The 20,952-nt window shown below is 72.3% G+C and carries 22 protein-coding genes and 1 pseudogene; 12 read left to right on the top strand and 11 right to left on the bottom strand.

Annotated elements, in window-relative coordinates:
- Nucleotides 1–2: 2 nt before the first annotated feature.
- Nucleotides 3–560: a helix-turn-helix domain-containing protein gene (locus CLV70_RS13785; RefSeq protein ID WP_106126840.1), complete on the bottom strand. Its 558-nt coding sequence runs from the start codon at nt 558–560 to the stop codon at nt 3–5.
- A 67-nt stretch (nt 561–627) separates the two neighbouring features.
- Between CLV70_RS13785 and CLV70_RS13780 the strand changes: the two genes are divergently transcribed.
- Together CLV70_RS13780 and CLV70_RS13775 are read left to right on the top strand one after the other, a co-directional pair.
- Nucleotides 628–1,377, top strand: coding sequence for an AzlC family ABC transporter permease (locus CLV70_RS13780; protein WP_106126839.1), 750 nt, complete (start codon nt 628–630; stop codon nt 1,375–1,377).
- The gene (locus CLV70_RS13775) at nt 1,371–1,679 is read left to right on the top strand and encodes an AzlD domain-containing protein (RefSeq protein WP_106126838.1); all 309 of its coding nucleotides are present in this window, start codon (nt 1,371–1,373) and stop codon (nt 1,677–1,679) included. Before CLV70_RS13780 ends, CLV70_RS13775 begins: the two co-directional genes overlap by 7 nt.
- Before the next feature lie 135 nt (nt 1,680–1,814).
- Here the strand turns inward: CLV70_RS13775 and CLV70_RS13770 are convergent, their stop codons facing one another.
- From CLV70_RS13770 to CLV70_RS40130, 4 genes are all read right to left on the bottom strand, one after another.
- A complete protein-coding gene (locus CLV70_RS13770; protein WP_106126837.1) occupies nt 1,815–2,447 on the bottom strand; it encodes a DUF3043 domain-containing protein in 633 nt (210 codons plus the stop codon).
- A gap of 384 nt (nt 2,448–2,831) precedes the next feature.
- Nucleotides 2,832–4,187 (bottom strand): UDP-N-acetylglucosamine 1-carboxyvinyltransferase, encoded by a 1,356-nt coding sequence (gene murA, locus CLV70_RS13765; RefSeq protein ID WP_106126836.1) that lies wholly within the window; start codon nt 4,185–4,187, stop codon nt 2,832–2,834.
- 215 nt (nt 4,188–4,402) lie between these two features.
- Entirely contained in the window at nt 4,403–5,572 is a 1,170-nt protein-coding gene (nadA, locus tag CLV70_RS13760) for a quinolinate synthase NadA (protein WP_106126946.1), read from the bottom strand.
- A gap of 62 nt (nt 5,573–5,634) precedes the next feature.
- The gene (locus CLV70_RS40130; RefSeq protein WP_170148611.1) at nt 5,635–5,784 is read right to left on the bottom strand and encodes a hypothetical protein; all 150 of its coding nucleotides are present in this window, start codon (nt 5,782–5,784) and stop codon (nt 5,635–5,637) included.
- Between the two features lie 49 nt (nt 5,785–5,833).
- Between CLV70_RS40130 and CLV70_RS13755 the strand changes: the two genes are divergently transcribed.
- The 4 genes from CLV70_RS13755 (at nt 5,834) to CLV70_RS13740 (ending at nt 9,862) form a co-directional block, all read left to right on the top strand.
- Nucleotides 5,834–6,946, top strand: coding sequence for a glycerate kinase family protein (locus CLV70_RS13755; protein WP_106126835.1), 1,113 nt, complete (start codon nt 5,834–5,836; stop codon nt 6,944–6,946).
- 100 nt (nt 6,947–7,046) lie between these two features.
- A complete protein-coding gene (erpA, locus tag CLV70_RS13750) occupies nt 7,047–7,421 on the top strand; it encodes an iron-sulfur cluster insertion protein ErpA (RefSeq protein ID WP_106126834.1) in 375 nt (124 codons plus the stop codon).
- A 960-nt stretch (nt 7,422–8,381) separates the two neighbouring features.
- Entirely contained in the window at nt 8,382–9,359 is a 978-nt protein-coding gene (locus CLV70_RS13745; RefSeq protein ID WP_106126833.1) for a carbohydrate kinase family protein, read from the top strand.
- Nucleotides 9,360–9,361: 2 nt separating this feature from the next.
- A complete protein-coding gene (locus CLV70_RS13740; protein WP_106126832.1) occupies nt 9,362–9,862 on the top strand; it encodes a P-loop nucleotide/nucleoside kinase family protein in 501 nt (166 codons plus the stop codon).
- A 36-nt stretch (nt 9,863–9,898) separates the two neighbouring features.
- Here the strand turns inward: CLV70_RS13740 and CLV70_RS13735 are convergent, their stop codons facing one another.
- Nucleotides 9,899–10,111 carry a sulfurtransferase TusA family protein gene (locus tag CLV70_RS13735; protein WP_106126831.1) on the bottom strand — a complete coding sequence of 71 codons (213 nt, stop codon included), beginning with the start codon at nt 10,109–10,111 and terminating at the stop codon, nt 9,899–9,901.
- A complete protein-coding gene (locus CLV70_RS13730) occupies nt 10,108–11,256 on the bottom strand; it encodes a cysteine desulfurase family protein (RefSeq protein ID WP_211303755.1) in 1,149 nt (382 codons plus the stop codon). Before CLV70_RS13730 ends, CLV70_RS13735 begins: the two co-directional genes overlap by 4 nt.
- A gap of 241 nt (nt 11,257–11,497) precedes the next feature.
- On the opposite strand from CLV70_RS13730, the gene ctaC reads away from it, so the two are divergent.
- Entirely contained in the window at nt 11,498–12,364 is an 867-nt protein-coding gene (gene ctaC, locus CLV70_RS13725; protein ID WP_106126830.1) for an aa3-type cytochrome oxidase subunit II, read from the top strand.
- A gap of 9 nt (nt 12,365–12,373) precedes the next feature.
- On the top strand, nt 12,374–12,799 hold the full coding sequence (locus CLV70_RS13720; protein WP_106126829.1) for a cytochrome c oxidase subunit 4: 426 nt from the start codon (nt 12,374–12,376) through the stop codon (nt 12,797–12,799).
- Between the two features lie 604 nt (nt 12,800–13,403).
- Here CLV70_RS13720 and CLV70_RS13715 read toward each other — a convergent pair.
- The 4 genes and pseudogenes from CLV70_RS13715 to CLV70_RS13700 form a co-directional block, all read right to left on the bottom strand.
- Nucleotides 13,404–13,610, bottom strand: a complete 207-nt coding sequence (locus CLV70_RS13715; RefSeq protein ID WP_106126828.1) for a hypothetical protein — start codon at nt 13,608–13,610, stop codon at nt 13,404–13,406.
- A gap of 245 nt (nt 13,611–13,855) precedes the next feature.
- On the bottom strand, nt 13,856–14,920 hold the full coding sequence (trpD, locus tag CLV70_RS13710) for an anthranilate phosphoribosyltransferase (RefSeq protein ID WP_106126827.1): 1,065 nt from the start codon (nt 14,918–14,920) through the stop codon (nt 13,856–13,858).
- 43 nt (nt 14,921–14,963) lie between these two features.
- Nucleotides 14,964–15,410 (bottom strand): hypothetical protein, encoded by a 447-nt coding sequence (locus CLV70_RS13705; RefSeq protein WP_106126826.1) that lies wholly within the window; start codon nt 15,408–15,410, stop codon nt 14,964–14,966.
- A 250-nt stretch (nt 15,411–15,660) separates the two neighbouring features.
- Nucleotides 15,661–16,575: pseudogene (locus CLV70_RS13700) on the bottom strand (cytochrome c oxidase assembly protein); the annotation flags it as partial.
- A gap of 109 nt (nt 16,576–16,684) precedes the next feature.
- Between CLV70_RS13700 and ctaE the strand changes: the two are divergent.
- Genes ctaE through qcrB form a run of 4 tightly spaced genes read left to right on the top strand, consistent with a single transcriptional unit; the run spans nt 16,685 to nt 20,906 of the window.
- Nucleotides 16,685–17,281: an aa3-type cytochrome oxidase subunit III gene (ctaE, locus tag CLV70_RS13695; protein ID WP_106126824.1), complete on the top strand. Its 597-nt coding sequence runs from the start codon at nt 16,685–16,687 to the stop codon at nt 17,279–17,281.
- 51 nt (nt 17,282–17,332) lie between these two features.
- On the top strand, nt 17,333–18,181 hold the full coding sequence (qcrC, locus tag CLV70_RS13690; protein ID WP_106126944.1) for a cytochrome bc1 complex diheme cytochrome c subunit: 849 nt from the start codon (nt 17,333–17,335) through the stop codon (nt 18,179–18,181).
- Nucleotides 18,178–19,290: a cytochrome bc1 complex Rieske iron-sulfur subunit gene (gene qcrA / locus CLV70_RS13685; protein WP_106126823.1), complete on the top strand. Its 1,113-nt coding sequence runs from the start codon at nt 18,178–18,180 to the stop codon at nt 19,288–19,290. The genes qcrC and qcrA overlap by 4 nt, the downstream gene beginning before the upstream one ends.
- Nucleotides 19,287–20,906 (top strand): cytochrome bc1 complex cytochrome b subunit, encoded by a 1,620-nt coding sequence (gene qcrB, locus CLV70_RS13680; protein WP_106126822.1) that lies wholly within the window; start codon nt 19,287–19,289, stop codon nt 20,904–20,906. The genes qcrA and qcrB overlap by 4 nt, the downstream gene beginning before the upstream one ends.
- Nucleotides 20,907–20,952: the final 46 nt, after the last annotated feature.

Below are 20,952 nucleotides of genomic sequence, written 5' to 3'. Positions count from 1 at the left end.
CCCTATGAGTGCTCCATCACCAGCACGGCCCAGGTGCCCGGCTCCAACGCCTCGTAGTGGTGCGGCACGTCGCCGGGGAACGCCAGGTAGTCGCCGGGGCCGAGCTCGACGTGGTCGCCGTCCGGCCCGGCGACGAGCCGTCCGGCGGCCACGACGAGGTGCTCCACGCTGCCCGGGATGTGCGCCTCGGCGTCGCGGGGCTGGCCGGGCTCGAGTTCCATCACGTACAGGTCGCGCCGCGCGTGCGCGGAACCGGCCGCCAGCAGGGCGGCGGCGAAATCGGCATGGTCGGCCCGCAGCCTGGGCCCGGCGCCGGCCCGGATGACGCGTACGGCGGGAGCCGGGGGTTCGACGAGCCGGCTGAACGGCACCCCGAGCGCCACGCCGAGCGACCAGAGCGTCTCGATGCTCGGATTGCCGGTGCCGTTCTCGAGCTGGGAGAGCGTGGACTTGGCCAGGCCGGCCCGGCGCGCGAGCTCGGCGAGGGAGATGCCCACCCGTTCGCGTTCGCGGCGCAGGGCGGCGGCGATGGCGGCGAGCGGGGCAGCCGGCTGCGACATTGTTCACTCCGTCGGTCGGTGCGTTCGGTTTGACGAACGATCGGCGCGTCGTTCATTATTTTGAACCATGCGTACGACAGGCCGAACACCGGACCGGGCGCTGCTCCGGGACGCGGCAGCCATCGCCGCGGCGATGGTCGCGGTCGGTGCCTCGTTCGGCGCCATAGCGATCGCGTACGGGCTGCCGACCTGGGTCCCGTTCGTCATGTCCACGGTGGTGTTCGCCGGCGGCGCCCAGTTCCTGGCCGTCGGGCTGATCGCGGCGGGCAACCCCCTCGCGGCGGTCGTCGCCGGGCTGCTGCTGAACGCCCGCCACCTCCCGTTCGGCCTGGCGGTCGCCCCGACGATCGGCACCCGGTGGCGCGACCGCCTCCTCGGCAGCCACCTGATGACGGACGAGACGGTGGCCTTCACCCTGCGGGAGGAGCACCCGGCCCGCCGCCGTCGCACCTACTGGCTGATCGGCACAACCCTGTTCGTCTCCTGGAACACCGGCACGCTCCTGGGCGTCCTGCTCGGCGGCGCCACCGGCGACCCGGCCGCCCTGGGCCTGGACGCGGCCTTCCCGGCCGGCCTGATCGCCCTGATCCTCCCGTCCCTGCGAGACGGCACGACCCGCGCGGTGGCACTCACGGGTGCGGCCCTCGCGGTGCTGCTCACGCCGGTGCTGCCGGCAGGCCTGCCGGTGCTGGCGGCCCTGCTCGGGCTGTTCGTCCTGTTCGTCCCTCGCCGCGGTGGCCCGCACCGCCCCGGCCCCACCCCGGACGGCCAGACCCACCCGGATCCGGAGCGGTCGGAGGGGGTTGTGCCGTGCTGATCGCGTCGATCGTGGTGCTGGCCGTCGGCACGTACACGATGCGGCTCAGCGGTGTCCTGCTCCGCGACCGCCTGGAGCTGTCGGACCGCCTCCAGCGTCTCCTGCCGATGGCCGCGACGACGCTGCTCGCGGCGCTGGCCCTGACCGCCACGCTGATGGAGGGCGCCGCGTTCGCCGGCCTCGCCCGGCCGGCGGGGGTGGCGGTGGGCGCGCTCCTGGCCTGGCGCCGCGCCCCGTTCGTCGTGGTGGTGCTCGCCGCGGCCCTGACAGCGGCCCTGCTCCGCCTCGCCGGCCTACCCTGAGCCCTCGCCCGGCCCGCTCAGCCCTCGCCCGGCCCGCTCAGCCCTCGCCCGGCCCGCTCAGCCCTCGCCCGGCCCGCTCAGCCCTCGCCCGGCCCTCGCCCGGCCCTCGCGCGCCCGGCTCGGCCCGGCGGTTGGTCAGACCTTGGTGCCGAGCTCGATCTGCGGCTTGGGCACGCGCATCCGGCGGAAGGTGAGGCCGCGCATGATGCCGTACAGATAGAGCGATCCCATGCGCTGCGTCGTCTTCGGGAAGCGTTCCGTGACCAGCCGCTTGATCCGGCGGGAGATCAGGATGCTGTCGACGACGACGGTGATCGCCAGGATCGCCCAGAGCAGGTTGGCGCCGAGCTGGACGGCCACCGGCATCGCGCCGGTCGAGCCGATGAACACGATGATCGCGCCGACGAAGAACCAGGTGCCCGCGGTGCGGCGGGAGTCGACGATGTTGCGGACCAGGGCGCGTTCCGGGCCGCGGTCGCGGGCCAGCAGGTAACGCTCGTCGCCCGCGCGCATGCCGGCCGAGGCCTCGGCGCGCTCGGAGCGCTGCCGCTCGCGCATCTGCTTGTACGCCTCCCGGCGGTTGGCCGGGGCCTGCACGGCGTCGTGGCGCCGCTGGGCGGTCTGCCGCTTCGGCGTCTGGAGCCCGAGCTCCTTCTTGGAGGGCGTGTAGCCCTTGGGCCGGGACGTGGCGGGGTCCGGCTCGGTCGTCACCTGCTCGGTGGCGTCGGCGACCAGATCGGCGGACTTACGGCGAAACAGCGAGGGCACCCCAGCAGAGTAGCCAAGTGCCACCGCAAACCCGAAACCGCGGTTCCGCCGACCGGCCCGAAACCCGCCGCCCCGCACCCCGGGATCCGCCGAGCCGCCGCCGACGCAGCCCAAGATCCGCCGAACCGCCCCGCGCACCCGGACCCCGCCGAACCGCCGTGGCCCTATCCCGGGGAACGCCGAACCGCCGCGGCACCGTCGGGACCCGCGGCACCGCCGCCGCCGGACCCGCGGAACCGCCGCCGCCGCGCCCTGCGGAACGCGGAACCGCCGCCGCCGCCGCGCATCCCGGAACGCGGAACCGCCGCCGCCGCGCATCCCGGAACGCGGAACCGCGCCGCCGAATGAGCTCGGCGGCGCGGTTGCCGGGAGGGCGGCGGTCCGTCAGAGGCGCTCGACGTGCGCGCCGAGGGCGGCCAGCTTGCCCTCGAAGTCCTCGTAGCCGCGGTTGATCAGGTCGACGCCGTACACCCGGGAGGTGCCCTCGGCGGCGAGAGCCGCGATCAGGTGGCTGAAGCCCGCCCGGAGGTCCGGGATGACCAGGTCGGCCGCGTGCAGCTTGCTGGGGCCGGCGATGACCGCGGAGTGCTTGAAGTTGCGGCGGCCGAAGCGGCAGGGGGTGCCGCCGAGGCAGTCGCGGTAGACCTGGATGGTCGCGCCCATGGAGTTCAGCGCCTCGGTGTAGCCGAGCCGCTGCTCGTAGACCGTCTCGTGCATGATCGACAGGCCGCGGGCCTGGGTCAGCGCGACCACCAGCGGCTGCTGCCAGTCGGTCATGAAGCCGGGGTGGACGTCGGTCTCCAGCGCCACGGCCTGCAGCTCGCCGCCCGGGTGCCAGAACTTGATGCCGCCCTCGACGCCGGTGACGCCGGGCCGGGGCACGCGCGCGTCGGTGACCTCGAACTGGCCGCCGATCGAGCGGAAGACGTTGAGGAACGTCATCATGTCGGCCTGCTGGGCGCCGAGCACCTCGATCTCGCCGCGGGTGGCGAGCGCGGCGGCGGCCCAGCTGGCGGCCTCGATCCGGTCCGGGATCGGCTTGTGGTGGTAGCCGTGCAGCTTCGGTACGCCCAGGATCTCGATGACCCGGTCGGTGTGCACGGTGATGATCGCGCCCATCTTCTGCAGCACGCAGATGAGGTCGATGATCTCCGGCTCGATGGCCGCGTTGCGCAGCTCCGTGACGCCCTCGGCGCGTACGGCGGTGAGCAGCACCTGCTCGGTAGCGCCCACGCTCGGGTACGGCAGCTCGAGCTTCGTGCCGTGCAGCCCGTTGGGGGCGGTCAGGTGCATGCCCTCGGGCGTCTTGTCGACGATCGCGCCGAACTGGCGCAGCGCCTGGATGTGGAAGTCGATCGGGCGCGGGCCGATGTGGCAGCCGCCCAGGTCGGGGATGAACGCGTGGCCGAGCCGGTGCAGCAGCGGCCCGCAGAACAGGATCGGGATCCGCGAGGAGCCGGCGTGCACGTTGATCTCGTCGCTGCTGGCGGACTCCACGTTGGTGGGGTCCATCACCAGCTCGCCGTCGTCGGCGCCGTCGGACACCTTGACACCGTGCAGGCCGAGCAGGCCGCGGACGACCTCCACGTCCCGGATGGCCGGTACGTCGAACAGGCGGCTCGGCGTCTCGCCCAGCAGGGCGGCCACCATGGCCTTCGAAACCAGGTTCTTGGCGCCACGGACCCGGATCTGCCCGTGCAGCGGCGCACCGCCGTGTACGGCCAGGACGTCGTCGGTCAACGCAACCTCCAGAGGCGGGCGCATCGACGCGCCCGAAGCGAATATGGGTGCTGCGAGGAAGGGGGGACCCTCGGCAGCCGCCCGGGCAGCATAGCCCTGCGTGACCGTTGCAGAAATCCTCACACCGCTCAGGACGGCACGAATTGCTGATGATTAAGCCAAGAAAAAGATGCGGCTGAGCGCAGGGCTCATCGTCGATCACACACGGTGATTATTTACGGCAGCGCCAGCATCTGGTCGAGGGCGATCCGGGCGTACTTCGCGGTGTCCTCGTCGACGGTGATCTGGTTGGGCACGCGGCCCGCGACGAGCTCCTCGAGTGCCCACACGAGGTGCGGGAGATCGATGCGGTTCATCGTCGAGCAGTAGCAGACCGCCCGGTCGAGGAACATGATCTGCTTGTCCGGGTGGGCCAGGGCCATCCGGCGGACGAGATTGAGCTCGGTGCCGACCGCCCACGCCGAACCGGCCGGGGCCGCCTCCAGCGCCTTGATGATGTATTCGGTCGAGCCGACCTGGTCGGCGGCGCGGACGACCTCGTGCCGGCATTCCGGGTGGACCAGGACGTTGACGCCGGGCACCCGCTCGCGGACCTCGCGCACGCTGTCGAGCGTGAAGCGGCCGTGCACCGAGCAGTGGCCGCGCCAGAGGATCATCTTGGCGTCGCGGAGCTGCTCGGCGGTGAGGCCACCGTTCGGCTTGTGCGGGTCGTAGAGGACGCAGTCGTCGAGCGAGAAGCCCATCTCGAGCACCGCGGTGTTGCGGCCCAGGTGCTGGTCGGGCAGGAAGAACACCTTCTGGCCCTGCTCGAAGGCCCAGGTCAGGGCGCGCTCGGCGTTGGACGAGGTGCAGACCACGCCGCCGTTGCGACCGACGAAGCCCTTGATGTCCGCCGAGCTGTTCATGTACGTCACCGGGACGATGTCGCCCTGGATGCCCAGGTCGGTGAACTGCTCCCAGGCCGTCTCCACCTGGCCCAGGACGGCCATGTCGGCCATCGAGCAGCCGGCGGCCAGGTCGGGCAGCACCACCTTCTGCGCCGCGGTGGTGAGGATGTCGGCGCTCTCGGCCATGAAGTGCACGCCGCAGAAGACGATGAACTCGGCGGCGGGCCGGGCGGCGGCCTCGCGGGCGAGCTTGAACGAGTCGCCGGTCACGTCGGCGAACTGGATGACCTCGTCGCGCTGATAGTGGTGACCGAGCACGAAGACGCGGTCGCCGAGCGCGGCCTTGGCCGCGGCGGCGCGGGCGACCAGCCCGGGATCGCTGGGCGCCGGCAGGTCGCCGGGGCAGTCGACGCCGCGCTCGCTGGCGGGGTCGGTGCCCTGGCCGAGCAGGAGCAGCGCGAGGGGCGTGTTCGCGGGTTCGGTCCAGGTCGACGTCACGCTGACCATGTTTCCACAAGGTTGCCGTGACTCACGGGGGCCGATCAGGTGCTGTACGCCACTCAGCGCCGGCGGTTCTGGAAGCGGGTCGCGAGCTTGCGCAGCCGCGCCTGGTTCTCGGGCTTGGCCAGCTGGCGCCGGCCCTGCTGGACGACCCGCTGGCCCTGAGGGCTGCGGAGGAACTGCTGCAATCGCTGCATGAGAGTGGCCATGTACTCAACGTTGCCAGGTGTGCCTGAGTGAAACCTGTACTTTCTTTCCGTGCGCGTACTGATCTGCCCCGACAAGTTCGCCGGAACGCTGTCCGCCCCCGAGGCCGCCGCCGCGGTGGCCGAGGGCTGGCACGAGACCGCCCCGGCGGACGATTGCGTGCTGCGGCCCCTCTCCGACGGCGGCCCCGGCTTCGTGGAGGTGCTCGCGGGCGCGCTCGACGGCCGGCTCCTCCCGGTGACGACGACCGACCCGCTCGGGCGGCCGGCGCAGGGCGAGATCCTGCTGGCCGGCACCACCGCCTACGTCGAGAGCGCCCAGGCCTGCGGGTTGCACCTGCTCACGAAGGAAGAGCGCAACCCCAACACCGCTTCCTCGTACGGCCTGGGCCTGCTGCTCGCCGCCGCGGTGGAGGCGGGCGCCACCGAGGTCGTGGTGGGGCTCGGCGGCTCCGCGGTCAACGACGCCGGCGCCGGCATGCTGGCCGCGCTGGGTGCCGGCCCGGTCGACCAGAGCGGGTACGCCCTCCCGTACGGCGGCGCGGCCCTGGGCGTGGCGGCCGGGCTGGCCGGGCTGCCCCAGCTGCGCGAGGCCCGCCTGGTCGCGGCCACCGACGTCGACAACCCGCTGCTGGGGCTGCACGGCGCCAGCAACGTGTACGGCCCCCAGAAGGGCGCGAGCAGGGAGGACGTCCTCAGGCTGGACGCCGCCCTGGAACACTTCTCCGGCGTACTCGAACGGGCGTTCGGCGTCGACGGCCTGGCCACGATGCCCGGCGCCGGTGCGGCCGGCGGGATCGGCGCCGCCCTGCTCGCCCTCGGCGGCCGGGTGGTGTCCGGCATCGGCCTGGTCACCCGGCTCATCGGCCTCGAGGAGCAGCTGGACCGGGCGGACCTGGTGATCACCGGCGAGGGCTCGTTCGACCACCAGTCGCTGCGCGGCAAGGTCGCCGCGGGGATCGCCGGGGGAGCGCGCGACCGCGGCCTGCCCTGCGTGGTGATCGCCGGACGCAACGAGACCGGCTACCGCGAGGCGGCCGCGGCCGGCGTGACCGAGACGTACGCCCTCGTCGAGCACTTCGGCTCCGTGGAGAAGGCCCTCGCCGAGCCGGCCCGCGGCGTCCGCGAGGTCGCGGCGCGCCTCGCCGGGCAGTGGAGCCGGTGAACCGGTGTCCGACATCTCGCCCCTCCCGATTGGGAATAGGGCCGGAGAGAGCTAGCGTTGGCCGGTACGGCACAACACCGGACCGGCAGGAGAACCGCACGTGACCACTGAAGCGCACACCGAGTCGACCGAGGCCACCACGGCCGCGCCGACCGGCGTCATCTTGACCGACGTCGCGGCTACCAAGGTCAAGGCCCTCATCGAGCAGGAGGGCCGCGACGACCTGCGCCTGCGCATCGCGGTGCAGCCCGGCGGCTGCTCCGGCCTGCGTTACCAGCTGTTCTTCGACGAGCGCTCGCTCGACGGGGACATCGTCACCGACTTCGACGGCGTCGAGGTCGTCGTCGACCGCATGAGCTCGCCGTACCTCGCGGGTGCCAAGATCGACTTCGCGGACCGCATCGACGCCCAGGGCTTCACGATCGACAACCCCAACGCGCAGAATTCCTGCGCCTGCGGCGACTCTTTCCACTGAGCCGCCCGCCCGGCCACTGAGCCGCCCGCCCGGCACCCACCGGGCCGACGGGCAGGTCGAGGCCGCCCAGCAGCACGTCCGGCCGAGGGCCGTCCACCCCACCGGGGGCGGGCGGCCCTCGCCGCATCCACCCACCCACCCGCCTGCCGGGCCGCCCCGTCGCGCCACGCCCCGCCACGCCCCGCCACGCCACGCCCCGTCGCGCCACGCCCCGTCGCGCCGCCACGCCGTCGCGTCGCGCCGCCACGCCGCGCCACCGCCCCGCCCCGCCCCGCCACGCCGCGCCACCGCCACGCCGCCCCGCCACGCCTCGCCGCGCCTCGCCGCCCGCCTCGCCGTCGCGCCCAGCGCCGCCCGGACCGTCCTCGCGGGGCTGCCGCACCTTGCCCACAGCGCCCGGGCCGTCCCCGCCGAGCCGCCACTCCGCCGCCCGCACCGGGCTGCTGCTCCGGCCCCCGCGGGCCGCTGCTCCGGCCGCCGCACCGGCCGCCGCTCAGCCGCCGCACCGGCCGCCGCTCGGCCGCCGCTCGGCCGCCGCTCGGCCGCCGCACCGGCCGCCGCTCGGCCGCCGCTCGGCCGCCGCACGGCCGCCGCTCGGCCGCCGCTCGGCCGCCGCTCGGCCGCCGCTCGGCCGCCGCTCGGCCGCCGCTCGGCCGCCGCTCGGCCGCCGCTCGGCCGCCGCTCGGCCGCCGCACCGGCCGCCGCACCGGCCGCCGCACCGGCCGCCGCACCGGCCGCCGCACCGGCCGCCGCACCGGCCGCCGCACCGGCCGCCGCACCGGCCTTCGGCCTGCTGCCTGCGCCGGGCTGCCGGGCCGTGCCGCCCGCCGGCGTGTCGCATCCGGCGGGCGGGTGTGGGCGGCGCGCCGGGTGGAGTGGGGGCGTGTGACGCGGAGGTGTCCCTCGTGCGAACGGCCGGTAGGCTCCGGGGGTAATCGCACCCGACCCCCGAGGGCCGACATGAAGATCGCCGTCACCGGCTCGATCGCCACCGACCATCTGATGCACTTTCCCGGCAAGTTTGCCGAGCAGCTCATCGCCGATCAGCTCCACAAGGTCTCGCTCTCGTTCCTCGTCGACGACCTCGTGGTGCGCCGCGGCGGCGTGGCGTCGAACATCGCGTACGGCATGGGCAAGCTGGGCCTGCGGCCGATCCTGGTCGGCGCGGTCGGCCTCGACTTCGCCGACTACCGCTCGTGGCTGGAGCGGCACGGCGTCGACTGCGACTCCGTGCACGTCAGCGAGGTCGCGCACACCGCGCGCTTCGTGTGCACCACCGATGACGACCTCAACCAGATCGCGTCGTTCTACGCGGGCGCGATGGCCGAGGCCCGCAACATCGAGCTGGCGCCGGTCGCCGAGCGTGCCGGGGGCCTCGACCTCGTCCTGGTCAGCGCCAACGACCCGGCCGCGATGCTCCGCCACTCGCAGGAGTGCCGCACCCGGGGCTACGCCTTCGCGGCCGACCCGTCGCAGCAGCTCGCCCGCATGGAGGGCAGCGACGTGATGGCCCTCATCGAGGGCGCGGAGTATCTGCTCACCAACGACTACGAGCGCTCGCTGCTGGAGACCAAGGCCGGCCTCAGCGCGGAGCAGATCCTCGAGCACGTCAAGGTGCGGGTCACCACGCTGGGCAAGGACGGCGTGGAGATCAGCGGGCGCGGGATCGAGCGGATCCACGTCCCGGTCGCGCGCGGCGTGGTGCCCGACGATCCCACCGGCGTCGGCGACGGCTTCCGGGCCGGTTTCTTCGCCGCGCTCAGCTGGGGGATCGGCCTCGAACGGGCCGCGCAGGTGGGCTCGCTGGTCGCCGCCCTGGTCCTCGAGACGGTCGGCCCGCAGGAGTACGACGTGCAGGCGGACGAGTTCCTCAAGCGCCTCGCCGACTCCTACGGCGACGAAGCCGCCGCCGAGATCCAGCCCTACCTTCCCGCGTAGCCGTGGTCCTCGCCGTCTTCGCCGGCCTGCCGGGCGTGGGCAAGAGCACGCTCGCGCAGCGGGTGGGGGCGGCGCTGCCGGCCGCAGTGCTCGCGGTCGACGCCGTCGACTTCACGCTCCAGGCCTACGACGTCACCGAGCCCCGTCCCGGCTATGCCGCGTACGGGGTGGTGGCGGCGCTGGCCGAGACGCAGCTCACCATGGGCCACAGCGTGATCATCGACGCGGTGAACCCGGTGAAGGCGGCCCGGCAGCTGTGGATCGAGCTCGCCGACCGGCTCGGCGTCCCGCTGCGGGTCGTCGAGGTGGTCTGCGGCGACGACGCCGAGCACCGCCGCCGCGTCGAGGCCCGGTTCGCGGCCCGCGCCCACGACGGCATCCCCGACTGGGTGCGGGTCCTGGAACGGCAGACCGAGTACGAGCCCTACCTGGGCCCCCGCCTGGTCGTGGACACCTACTTCGCGAAGGACCCGGTCGGCCCGGTCGTCGAGTACCTCAGCTGAGCGTGACCCACCCCGCCGGGGCGGGGAGAAGACCGCTCAGCTGAGCCGGCGGACGTCGTAGGCGCCGGGGGCGGGGCTGCCGGCGTACTCCTGTCCCTTCATCCGGCACCAGGCCGGGATGTCGTTGGCCGCCGCCGGGTCGTCGGCCAGGACCCGCACCACCTCGCCGACCGGCACCGACGGCATCGCCTTCGCCAGGTCGATGACCGGCAGCGGGCAGCGCCGGCCGCGGGAGTCCACCTCGATCACAGCCCCGCCTCCTTGCGGATCTCCGCGACGACCCCGGGCAGCACGGCCAGGAAGCGGTCCACGTCCGCCTCCGTGGTGCCGCGGTGCAGCGACACCCGGACGTTGCCGTGGCTGAGCACGCCCATCGCCTCCAGGACGTGGCTGGGCCGCAGCGTGGAAGCCGTGCAGGACGAGCCGGACGACACCGCGAAGCCGCGCCGGTCCAGGGCGTGCAGCAGCGCCTCGCCGTCCACGTAGAGGCACGAGAACGTGACCAGGTGGGGTAGCCGTGCCACCGGGTCGCCGACGATGTCGACGTCCGGCACGGTCGCCGCGACGGTGTCCCGGATGCGGTCCACCAGGGCGCTCAGGCGTACGGACTCGGTCTCGGTCTCGGCCAGGACGGCCCGCAGGCTCGCCGCGGCCGCGACCACCGCGGGCAGGTCCAGCGCCCCCTGCGGGCGCGGTCTGTGAAGATCATCACCAGGGTACGGCGAGAGCCAGCGCGTGCCCTTACGGACCGCCAGAAGTCCCACCCCGGGCGGCCCTCCCCACTTGCGGGCGCTGGCCGTGAGCAGGGACCAGCCCGGCGGCACCGGCGCGTGCCCGACCGACTGGGCGGCGTCCACGTGCAGCGGCACCCCGGCCTCGGCGCACGCCTCGGCGGCCGCCGCCACCGGCTGCACCGTTCCCACCTCGTGGCTCGCGCTGATCAGGCTCGCCAGGGCCACGCCGGGACGCGCCACGGCGGCCCGCCACGCGGCCGGGTCGAGGCGGCCCAGCCGGTCGACGCCGACCTCTTCCGACGTGCCGTGCCGGGCGGCGGCGTGCAGCACCGCCGAGTGCTCGATCGCCGAGTGGACGAGCGTCCGGCCTGCGCGGACGCGTCCCGCGAGTCCGCCGAGGACCGCCGCGTGCACCGCGGCGGTGCCCGAGGAGAGAAAGGTCAGTTCGTCCGGGCGTACGCCCAGGCACTGCGCCGCGGTGGCGGTCGCCGCCTCCCGCAGCTGCTGGGCCCGCCGGCCCGCGGCGTAGAGCCGGTCCGGATCGGCCCAGCCGTCGTCCAGGGCGGCCAGCATCGCCTGCCGCGCCACGGGATGCATCGGGGCCGCGGCGGCCGCGTCCAGGTACGCGGGCGCACCCGCTTGTTCCGCCGTGTATTCCACCTCCGGAACGGTATCGTCCACAGGATCGGGGGTATGCACGCCCGGGCGAAGATCGGACCCCCGGTAGCCGGGCGGCAGGGCCAGGTCGAGTAGTGTGCGACCGTCGGTGACACCTTGCCGCCGGTGTCCGGATTCAGTCGCACCGGGCGGTGCTCTAGGGAGGCAGGAGCAGGTGGTCTCAAGGAGTTCGGTCGCACGACCCCGCGTCGTACGGCTAGCCGGGCTCGGTGTCGGCGGTGCCATGCTGCTGGCCCTGCTGTCCGGCTGTTCCGCCAACTCGATCGGTGACCGGCTGGGCGGCTTCGGCTGGCCCCGGCACGGCATCACGCTGCAGGCCCACAAGATGTACGACATGTGGATCGCCGCCACCATCGCGGCCCTGGTCGTCGGCATCTTCGTGTGGGGCCTGATCTTCTGGTGCGTGATCCGGTACCGCAAGCGCGGCGACAACCTGCCCGTGCAGACACGGTTCAACATGCCGATGGAGGTGCTCTACACGGTCACCCCGGTGCTGATCGTGGCGGTCCTCTTCTACTACACGGCCATCGTGCAGACCGATGTGGACAAGCTGTCGGCCAAGCCGGATCAGACCGTCGAGGTCGTGGCGTTCAAGTGGAACTGGCAGTTCAACTACCGTGACGCGCCCGGCAAGGACGCCCGCACGCTGGCCTCCAACCTCGGCTCGTCGGACGTCATCCCGCTGCTCGTGCTCCCCACCGGCCGCAAGATCCGGTTCGAGGAGACCAGCCGCGACGTCATCCACTCGTTCTGGGTGCCGGAGATGCTGTTCAAGCGGGACGTCTTCCCGGGCAGCACGCGCAACGTCTTCGAGGTCACGCTCGACCGCGAGGGCCGCTACGTCGGCCGCTGCGCCGAGCTGTGCGGCACGTACCACGCCTTCATGCAGTTCGAGCTGGTCGTGGTCTCGCCGGAGCGGTTCGACCGGTTCCTCGCGGCCAAGACCGGCGGCGCCAGCACGCAGGACGCGATGGCGGCGATCGGCTTCACCGGCGACGAGCGCTTCGCCGTGACGACGCGGCCGTTCGACACCCGCCGCGACGGCCAGTCGTGGAACCAGTCCGGCGATTCCGTGGCCGCAGGGAAGTAGGAACCCGAGTTGAGGACCGAATACAAGATCTTCGCGGGCGTCGCCGCCTTCCTCTTCGGCGCGGCGATCGTGTACGCCTTCTACACCGACGGCACCGGCGTCCACGTCGAGTGGGTCGGCACCGTGGCGCTCCTCCTGTCGGGCCTGCTGTGCGCGATGTGCGCCGGCTTCTTCTGGTTCGTCGCCCGCCGCATCGACCTCCGCCCGGAGGACCGCGAGGACGGCGAGATCGTCGAGGGCGCGGGCGAGGTCGGCTTCTTCAGCCCGGGCAGCTACTGGCCGTTCGGCCTGGCCCTGGCCGCCGCGACCGCCGCGATGGGCCTCGTCTTCTGGATGTGGTGGCTGATCGCGGCCGGCCTGATCATGGTCATCTTCGCGGCGTGCGGGCTGCTCTTCGAGTACTACTCGGGCACCCGGCACCCCGCCGAGCACTGAACGACGCAACACCCCGGAAGGCCCGCGCTCCGGCGCGGGCCTTCCGCGTTCCAGACGCAATCTCCGGCCCCGCGACGGTACGGGGTGACCGGGCCCGCGGGCTCCGGGCTGAACGTCAGCTCAGGCCGCTTCAGAGTGCCCTGCCGGAGCCGTCCGTCCCCGGAGCCGTCCGCGGCCGGAGCCGTCCATGCCCGGAGCCGTCCGCGGCCGGAGCCGTCCATGCCCGGAGCCGTCCGCGGCCGGAGCCGTCCATGCCCGGAGCCGTCCGCGGCCGGAGCCGTCCGCGGCCGGAGCTGTCCGTGGCTGGCGCCGTCCGTCCGTGGCTGGCGCCGTCCGTCCGCGGCCGGAGCCGTCCGTCTGCCGCCGGAGGTGGTCCGTCCGAGGCGGAGGTGTCCGTTTGCGGTGCCGATCGCAGGCGGCCGGCTATGGCCGTGACCGCTTCGGAGAGCCCTCGAAGGGTCTTAAATGCGATATTTCCGTCAGATAGTTGAACGGCAGGCATGACCTATATCCGGATTTATCCGGTGCAGAGGTGTCCGCCGCGGCGCTGCGAGGGGCGCGGCGGGGGAGCGGCGGCGCTGATGGCCGGCTCCGGTCCGGGCGGTCAGGCGGCGCGGCGCTGGAGGGGGGCGATGCGGTCGCCGCCGGGGCGTAGCCAGACCCGGATCTCGAGGGGGGCGAGGATCTCCGCGGCGCCGCAGCGGGTGCAGACGAGTTCCGGGCAGTCCCTGTCGTGGCCGTCCGTGCAGGGCGGCACCTCGAACGGCATCTCGGCGTCGCAGATGATGCAGCGCAGCTCTCGTTCGTCCACGGGTGGCTCCTCTTCGTCGGAAGCGGAAGGTGGAATTACCCGAATGTCATTCAAACGTTGTCACGGGTTCGCCGGGCAGCGGTGGACGTGCCCCGGCGTGTTGGGGACAAAGCTGTCAGGACTGCTCGGCCTCCGCTCCAGCGGATCGTCCCACCGGCCGTCGCGCGCATGCCGGTCTGTCGGGACTGCTCGGCCTCCGCTCCAGCGGGCCGCCCTACCGGCCGTTGCGCGCATGCCGGTCCGGGTCAGGACTGCTCGGCGGCCTTCGCGGCCTTGGCCGCCTCGACCCAGCGGTCCAGCAGCGCGGTGGCCGCCCCCGAGTCGACCGCCTCCACCGCCCGGGCGATGCCCGCGCGCATCGTGTCCGCGAAGGTGCCCGGGAAGCCGGCGTGGGCCGCGAACGCCGCGGCGGCGTTGACCAGGACGGCGTCGCGGACCGGGCCGCGTTCGCCGGCGAACGTGCGGAGTGCGGCGTCCGCGTTGAAGGTCGCGTCGCCGCCGCGCAGGTCGCCGGGTTCGCTGCGGGGGACGCCGAAGTCCGTGGCGTCCACCACCGACTCGGTGACCGTGCCGTCCTTGACCGTCCAGATCCGGGTCGGGGCGGCTGTGGTGAACTCGTCCAGGCCGTCCTCACCCCGCATGACCAGGGCCGAGTCGCCGCGGCCGGCGAAGACCTCGGCCATCACCGGGGCCATCCGCTGGTCGAAGCAGCCGACCGCCGCGCTGCGGGGGCGGGCCGGGTTGGTCAGCGGGCCCAGCACGTTGAAGAACGTCGGGTGGCCCAGCTCGCGGCGGGTGACCGAGGCGTGCCGCATGCCGGGGTGGTAGCGGGCGGCGAAGCAGAAGCCGATGCCGGCCTCGGCCACCGTGCGGGCGACGCCGTCCGGGCCGAGGTCGAGCGGGATGCCGAAGTGTTCCAGCAGGTCGGCGGTGCCGCAGGCGGAGGATGCCGCCCGGTTGCCGTGCTTGACCACCTTGACGCCGGCCGCGGCCACGATGATCGCGGCCATCGTGGAGATGTTGACCGTGTGGGCCCGGTCTCCGCCGGTGCCGACCACGTCGACGGCGTCGGCGCGTACGGCCTCGGGCAGGTCCACGACGGTCGCGTTGGACAGCATGGACTCGACCAGGCCGGCCAGCTCGACCGGCGTCTCGCCCTTGGCACGCAGCGCCACCGCGAAGCCCGCGACCTGCACCGGGGTGGCGTTACCCGCCATGATCTCGTCCATCGCCCAGGCCGTGTCGTGCGCCGGGAGCTCCTCGCCCCGCAGCAGGGCACTCAGCAGATTGGGCCAGGTAGGTGCGCCCATGGGGGCCTCCGGAGGCGAGGGTGCGTGCGGGGGAGGGTGGTGCTCAGCCCAGCGTGCCGAGGGTGCCCAGCGGGATCGCGCCGTTGCGGCGGGCCCGGAGCATGCCGGCGATGGTCTGGCCGGTGGTGACCGGGTCGAGCGGGTACACCAGCGTCTCGTCGACCTGGGCGTACGCGGCGAGCCAGCGGTCCGCCGCCCGGGCGATCACGACGCAGGTGGGCGGGGGGTCGGCGTACTCGTCCTTGGTCTGGCGGGCGATGCCGAGGCCGCCGGCGGGTGTCGCCTCGCCGTCGAGCACCATCAGGTCGATCTCGTAGTCGTCGAGCAGCCGGCGGCACTCCTCCCAGGTGGAGGCGTCGACGAACTCGACGGACAGGTCGGCGGCGGGGCGCACGCCGATCGCCAGCCGGATCTTGTCGCGGACCAGCGCGTCGTCGCTGTACAGCAGGACGGTGTACTTGTCCGGCTGCGGCTTGGTGTCGTTGCTCATAAGGTGCCCCGGTTCCCACGCTCGTAGGTGCTGGCTGATCGTACCCAACCGGTCATCGGCTGTCGGGCTCCGGGCGTACCGTGGCGGTCCCGTTTGTGATCTTGCTCGCCGACGGCGCAGCCGGCGCCGGGTCCGCGGCCCGGGCCTGCGCCCGGTCGGAGGTCTGGGCCTGCTCCTGGTCCGGGGTCCGGGGCGCCTGGTCCGGGGTCTGTGCCGGGTCCGGGGTCCGGGGCGCCTGGTGCGGGCCGGCCGCGGCGCGTTCCTCGGCCTCGGCCCGGTCGAGGGCGCGGTCGATCCGCTTGGCCTCCCGCTCGGACTGCTTGATCCACTGGAGCACCAGGATGCCGAGCATCGTGACGCTGACGATCTCGCCGCCCGCCCACAGGATGCCGCCCGCCGTGACCTGGTCGTCGAAGGGGTCCATCCAGCTCAGCCGGAGGTTCGGGTACCAGTCGCCGCCGAGCAGGGTCTTGCTCTGCATGATCGTCAGGCCCAGCACCGTGTGGAACGGCACGGACAGGACCATGAGCAGGGCCCTTGCCGGGTACGGCCACCTGTTCGGCAGCGGGTCCAGGCCCAGCAGCGGCCAGAAGAACAGGCAGCCGGTCACGATGAAGTGCACGTGGATGAACTCGTGCAGCCACGCGTGCTCCAGCGTGGCGCGGTACAGGCCGGTGAAGTAGAGGACGAACGGGTTCGCGATGAACAGCCCGAACGCGACCAGCGGGAAGGTCAGCACCCCGATCGGACGGCTGTGCAGCACGGCGAGCAGGCGCTTGCGCCCGCGTACGGGCATCGTGCGCAGCGCCAGCGTGACCGGCGCGCCGAGGGCGAGGAAGATCGGGCCCACCATGGACAGGACCATGTGCTGCACCATGTGCACGCTGATGAGCGTGGTGTCGTACGCCTCGATCCCGGTCACCGTGACCGCCGCGAGCGAGCCCAGCCCGCCGGCCAGGAAGGCCGCCGTCCGGCCGCCGGACCAGTGGTCGCCGCGCTGCCGGAGTCGATGTACGCCGTACAGGTACGCGGCCGCGGCCAGGAGCAGGAACAGCGCGATCAGGCTGGTCAGACGGATCTCGGTGAAGATCTGACCGACGCTGAACGGCGGCGGGGCAGTATCCCCCGCCGCCACGGCGGGGGGGAGCGATTCGGCGAGCTGCACCGTTCGAGGCTAGGCCCCTCGGCGGTGTCCGCACGCCACCGGGCTGCGACACATGCCGGATTGGGCCCCCCGCGACATGTTCAGGTGATCGCGGGGCAATAATGAGCCCGTGACAGCGGCAGCCATCGACAAGAGCCGGATCCACTCGCTGACCCGACCCAACATGGTCAGCGTGGGGACCATCGTGTGGCTCTCCAGCGAGCTCATGTTCTTCGCAGCCTTGTTCGCGATGTATTTCGCGATCCGCGCGGCGGACTACAGCATGTGGGAGCACCACACCGAGGTTCTGAACATTCCGTACGCGACGACGTTCACGGTGATCCTCGTGCTCTCGTCGGTCACCTGCCAGCTCGGTGTGTTCGCGGCGGAGAAGGGTGACGTGTTCGCGCTGCGGCGCTGGTTCACCGTCACCTTCATCATGGGCCTGATCTTCGTGCTCGGCCAGGCGAACGAGTACCGCCACCTGGTGGCCGACGGCATCAAGATCAACAGTGACGGCTACGGGTCGATGTTCTACCTGACCACCGGGTTCCACGGCCTGCACGTCACGGGCGGTCTCATCGCCTTCATCGTCTACATGATCCGCACCACCATGGGCCGGTTCACCCCGGCGCAGGCCACCTCGGCGATCGTCGTGTCGTACTACTGGCACTTCGTCGACATCGTGTGGATCGCGCTGTTCGCCATGATCTATTGGCTGCAGTGACAGCCGTCGCCGTCCGTGAGTTTCAAGGTCAAGACCCAGAGGGACATACCCATGACTTCTGACACCCCCGCCGGACGGCGTTTCCGGGTGTTCACCAGGCGGCGGTCCGCGCCGAGCCGGGCGCGCCGGCGCATCGGCGCCGCGGTCCGCATGCTCGCCGCGCTCGCCCTCGCGGGTGGCGTCTACACCGCCTTCGCCCCCGGCGCCTCCGCCGAGGACACCCGCCAGCTCTCCGGCGCAGCGCAGGAGGGCAAGGCGCTCTTCGACAACAGCTGCATCAGCTGCCACGGCCGCAACGCCGAGGGTGTCGAGGGCCGCGGGCCGAGCCTGATCGGCGTCGGCTCCGCCTCGGTGGAGTTCCAGGTGGGCACCGGCCGCATGCCGATGACCCGGCAGGAGGCCCAGGCCGAGAAGAAGCCGCCGCAGTTCAACGAGGCGCAGACCAAGCAGCTGGGTCAGTACATCCAGGAGCTCGGCGGCGGACCGCAGCTGCCGTCCGGCTCGCTGGTCGAGGACATCGAGCAGAACCCCGAGGCGCTGGCCCGCGGCGGCGAGCTGTTCCGGATCAACTGCACCTCGTGCCACAGCTTCGGCGGCGCCGGCGGTGCCCTGTCGTCCGGCAAGTTCGCGCCCTCGCTGCACTCCGCCTCCGCGGAGGAGATCTACGCCGCGATGCTCACCGGCCCGCAGAACATGCCGGTGTTCGGCGACAACGAGATCACCCCCGAGCAGAAGCGCCAGATCATCACGTACGTCACGCAGCAGCTCCAGGAGGACAAGGACCCGGGCGGCCTCTTCAACCTCGGCCGGTACGGGCCGGTGACCGAGGGCCTGGCCATCTTCCTGGTCGGGATCACGCTCCTGGTGTTCGCGACGCTGTGGATTGCGGGGAAGTCATGACGGTGACCAAGAACGACCAGCACGGCGCCGGCACCGAGCCGGTGGACCTCAGCGATCCCCGGCTGTCCCGCTTCGAGATCGTCCGCGAGGGCGCCCGGCGCGACGACATCGAGATCGTCACGTACGAGTCGCAGTTCCCGACGCCGAACTCCAAGGCGGAGAAGCGCATCGAGCGCACCATCGCCCTGATGTTCCTGCTCGCGGGGCTGCTCGGCCTGGTGTTCCTGGCCGCGTACATCTTCTGGCCGTGGGAGTTCGAGCTGGGCCACGCGCGCAGCGACTACTACACCCCGATCCTCGGCATCTCGCTCGGCCTGGCCCTGCTGGCCATCGGCTTCGCCATCCTGACCTGGGCCAAGAAGCTGCTGCCGCACGAGGTCTCGATCCAGGACCGGCACGAGGGCAGGTCGACGGACGAGGATCGCCAGATCACCGGCCAGACGCTGCTCTTCACCGTCGACGAGCTCGGCATCCAGCGCCGGCCGCTGCTCAAGGGCGCCATCGCCCTGGGCCTCGCGCCGATCGGCCTGGTCGCCGCGGCGCCGCTGGTCGGCGGCCTGATCAAGAACCCGCACAAGCCCGACCGCGGCCAGGACCCGCCGATGTTCCGCACCGGCTTCGACCCGGTGGCCAACCAGGGCCGTCCGGTCCGGCTGACGCACGAGGACGGCACCCCGATCCGGCCCGAGGACATCAGCGTCGGCGGCCAGATCACGGTGTTCCCCGGCGTTCCCCACGGTGCCACCAACGAGTACGCGGACTCGCCCACGCTGCTGATCCAGCTGCGCGCGGACGACGCCGCGGTGGCCCGCAAGGCGTCCGAGGAGGACGAGCGCAACAAGGGCGCGATGTGGGGCAACTACGTCGCCTTCTCCAAGATCTGCACCCACGCGGGCTGCCCCGCCAGCCTGTACGAGCAGCAGACCAACCGGCTCCTCTGCCCGTGCCACCAGTCGCAGTTCCTCATCACGGAGAACGCCCGCCCGATCTTCGGACCGGCCAGCCGCCGACTGCCGATGCTGCCCATCACGGTGGACGACGAGGGTTACTTCGTGGCAGCGTCTGATTACCGAGAGACCGTCGGGCCCGACTTCTGGGAGAGGCCGTGAAGCGCCGAAAGTTCGATCTCGCATCCGTACCGGGCAAGGCCGCCAAGGGCGTCGACGAGCGCTACCAGGTGGCCACCCCGCTGCGAGGGCTGCTGAACAAGGTCTTCCCCGACCACTGGTCGTTCCTGCTCGGGGAGATCGCGCTCTTCTCGTTCATCGTCCTGCTGCTCAGCGGCGTGTTCCTGACCCTCTTCTTCGACCCGTCGATGAAGGAGGTCGCGTACGACGGCTCGTACACGGCGCTGCGCGGCACCGAGATGTCGGCGGCGTACGAGTCCTCGCTGCACCTGTCGTTCGAGGTGCGCGGCGGTCTGTTCATGCGGCAGATGCACCACTGGGCGGCGCTGCTGTTCATGGCGGCGATCGTCGTCCACATGGCGCGCGTCTTCTTCACCGGCGCGTTCCGCAAGCCGCGTGAGGCCAACTGGGCGATCGGCATCGCGCTGTTCCTCCTGGGCTTCCTCGCCGGCTTCACCGGCTACTCGCTCCCCGACGACGGCCTCTCCGGCACAGGCCTGCGCATCGCCTCGGCGATCATGCTGTCCATCCCGGTCGTCGGCACCTGGCTGTCGGCGTCGATCTTCGGCGGCGAGTTCCCGGGCGAGCTGATCATCGGGCGCTTCTACATCGCCCACGTCCTGCTCATCCCGGGCGGCCTGCTCGCGCTGATCAGCGTCCACCTGGGCCTGGTCTTCGCGCAGAAGCACACCCAGTGGCCCGGCCCCGGCCGGACCAACTCCAACGTGGTCGGCGAGCGCATGTTCCCGCGGTACGCGCTCAAGCAGGGCGGTTTCTTCATGACCGTCTTCGGCGTGATCGCGCTGCTGGCCGGCCTGTTCCAGATCAACCCGATCTGGCTGTTCGGGCCGTACCGGGCGTCCGAGGTCTCCTCGGGCAGCCAGCCCGACTGGTACGTCATGTTCATGGACGGCCTGGTCCGGCTCATGCCCGCCTGGCAGATCGACCTGCCGATCGGCGACGGCTACGTGATCCCGCCGCTGTTCTGGCCCGCGGTCGTCGGCCTCGGCGCGCTGACCACGGTGCCGATGTTCTACCCCTGGATCGAGGCGCGCCGCCTGAAGGACACGCGGTCGCACCACCTGCTCCAGCGGCCGCGCGACGCACCCGAGCGCACCGGCCTCGGCGCCATGGCGTTCACATTCTTCATCGTGGCCACCCTCTCCGGCGGCAACGACGTCATCGCGGACAAGTTCCACATCAGCCTGAACGCGATGACCTGGGCCGGCCGCATCGGCATGGTGATCCTGCCGCCGCTGGCGTACTACCTGGCCGTCCGCATCTGCCTGGGCCTGCAGCAGCACGACCGCGAGGTCCTCGCCCACGGCGTGGAGACGGGCATCATCAAGCGCCTGCCGGACGGCCGCTTCGTCGAGGTCCACCAGCCGCTGAGCCCCGTCGACGACCACGGCCACCCGCTGCCGCTGGACTACGCCGGCTGGGTCGTCCCGAAGAAGATGAACCGCCTCGGCGCGCTGGCGCCCGCGGTCAAGGGCTTCTTCTTCCCGGTCGAGAAGCCGGTCGAGGCCCCGGTCTCGCCGGCCGTCCCGCCGCTGGCGAGCCGCGAGGACCGCGAGGAGATCACCTCCGGCCGCTGAGTCAGCACGCGAGAAAGGGGGCCCGCGAGGGCCCCCTTTTCCGTGT

It is taken from the genome of Pseudosporangium ferrugineum (assembly GCF_003002065.1).
GTDB lineage: Bacteria > Actinomycetota > Actinomycetes > Mycobacteriales > Micromonosporaceae > Actinoplanes > Actinoplanes ferrugineus_A.
The sequence above is the reverse complement of the archived record's forward strand: the minus strand, read 5'-3'. Positions and strand labels throughout refer to the sequence as shown.